Annotated in this window: 1 protein-coding gene; it reads right to left on the reverse strand. The window is 78.3% G+C overall.

Translation table 11 applies throughout. The features are described from left to right. Positions 1-677 precede the first annotated feature (677 nt). Positions 678-2277: primosomal protein N' (locus tag GTW40_RS03225; RefSeq protein WP_161178617.1), on the reverse strand; the 1600-nt coding region annotated here is incomplete at its 5' end.

The raw sequence follows: 2277 nt of genomic DNA on the forward strand, positions 1-2277 counted from the left end.
ACGGTCCCCGCCGCCCGCTCGATGCCGACCCAGCCCACGGCGGGCAGCCCCACCCTCCGCGAGGACCCCCGCCCGACCGCCTTCCCGGGCCCGCGCAACGGCTGACCCCCGCCCTCCCGGCCCCCACCGAGCCCGGGAGGGCACCCACACCACGCACCGCCCCGGACGCGACACCGAGCACCGACCACCCCGGGCGGCGCACCGACACCGACCGTCGACGCCCCCACCAGTGCGGCTCACCACCGACCGAACCAGCCGGACCGGCTTAACGAACCGGGCCGACCGGCCATCAGCCGCCCCCGGCCGGGCGGACCAGCCGGCCGCCGGCCGCACCGGCTGGTGAACCAGGCCACCGCCGACCGCACCACACCCAGGCAGCCCGAGCCGACCGCCTCTGACCACGGGGCCACCCGACCGCCTTCCCAGGCCCCCACTCACGACTGCCCCGCCCTCTGGGCCACCCCGGGAGGGTATTCGGCCACCCGGCAGGCGACCGCCCGAGCCACCTCGCCCCGGCCCCGTGCGCAACAGGGCGAAACCGAAGCCGATCCGCCACCCCACCGGCTCCGGCCGGACCGGGCGACCACCAGCCGCCCCAGCGGTACGCCCCGGTAAAGCGTCAGCCCCACCCGGCAACGCACCCACCACCGACCGGCCAAACCCAGCGGCGCGCCCCCTCAGCCGATGTCCGGCGGATCGATCCGCACCCGCACCGGCGCTCCCCCACCCCGCGCCATCCGCGCCGCCTGAGCGGTCTTCAACGCCCCCGCCAACGCCGACCCGCTGCCCGGCGGCACCCGGATCAGCGCGCGCTCCCACTCCTCGCCCGGCGGAGGCGCACCGGGTCTGCGGGGGCGCCCGGGGAGGGTCGGGGGCACCGAGACCGGGCCCAGTACCTCCGCGTCCGGCGGCAGCTCGGCGGCGCTCAGGAACTCCGCGACGGCCTCGGTCGTACCGGACACCGCTGCCATCCGCGACACCGGCGGGAAGCCCAGCTCCGCCCGTTCGGCCAGCTCGCGCAGCGCGAAGCCGACCGGGTCCCACCGGACCAGCGCCTGCACGGGACGGAGCGTCGGCTCGGCCATGACGACCACGGTCCCGTGCTCCCCCTGCGGACGCACCAGCGCGGCCGCCGATATCCACCGGCGCAGCGCGTCCTCGTCGGAGCGCAGGTCGGGGCGGCCGAGCATGGCCCAGCCGTCGAGCAGCAGGGCGGCCGCGTAGCCGCCCTCGGCCACGGGTTCGGCGCCCGGGGTGCTGACCACCAGCGCGGGGGTGCCCGGCACGGTGTCCAGCACGTGTTCGCGGCCCGAGGTGCGCACCGGTACGGCGGGAAAGGCGCGCCCCAGCTCCTCGGCGGTCCGGCGCGCGCCGACGATCTGGGCACGCAGCCGGAAGCCGCCGCACTCCGCGCAGTGCCAGGAGGTCTCCTGGTGCCCGCACCACTCGCAGCGCAGCTCCCCCGCGTCCTGCGCCTGGAGCGGCCCCGCACAGTGCCGACACCGCGCGGGCGCCCGGCACTGCGCGCAGGCAAGGCGGGGGACGTAGCCGCGCCGGGGCACCTGCACCAGCACCGGCCCGTGCTTGAGCCCCTCCCGTACGGCCTGCCAGGCGAGCGTGGGCAGCCGGGCGGCGCGGGCGGCCTCGTCGCGCGCGAGGTCGGCGTCGCTGACGGTCCGCACCAGCGGGGCCGTACGGCGCACCTGGTCGCGCCCGGCGGCCAGCGGCCGTGCCCAGCCGGTCTCCACCAGCTGGGCGGCCTCCACGGTGCAGCTCCAGCTGCCCAGCAGGAAGGCGCACCGGTCGAGGGAGGCGCGCAGCAGGAGTACGTCCCGCGCGTGCGGCTGGGGTGCGTGCTGCTCGGCGTGGCTGTCGTCGCCGTCGTCCCAGATGGCGACGAGTCCGAGGTCCTGGACGGGGGCGAACATCGCCGCGCGTGTCCCGACGACGGCCCGTACCGCCCCGCGCCGCACCGCGAGCCACTGCGCGTACCGCTTCTCCGGCCCGGCGTCCGCGGTGAGCAGCGCGTGCCGTCCCTCGCCGAGCAGCTCGGTCAGCGCGGCGTCGACGCGGGCGGCGGTACGGCCGTCCGGTACGACGACGAGCGCGCCGCGTCCCGAGGCGAGCGTGGCGGCGACGGCGCGGGCCAGCTCACCGGCCCACTCGGGGCCGGGCAGGGCGGTCCAGACGGCCCTGGGGGCGCCCCCGGAAGCGAGGGAGGCGAGGAAGCCGGGCCCGTGCTCGTACCGCGCCCAGGAACCGGGGGCGGGGGCCGGG

This window comes from Streptomyces sp. SID4985, assembly GCF_009863025.1.
Taxonomy (GTDB): domain Bacteria; phylum Actinomycetota; class Actinomycetes; order Streptomycetales; family Streptomycetaceae; genus Streptomyces.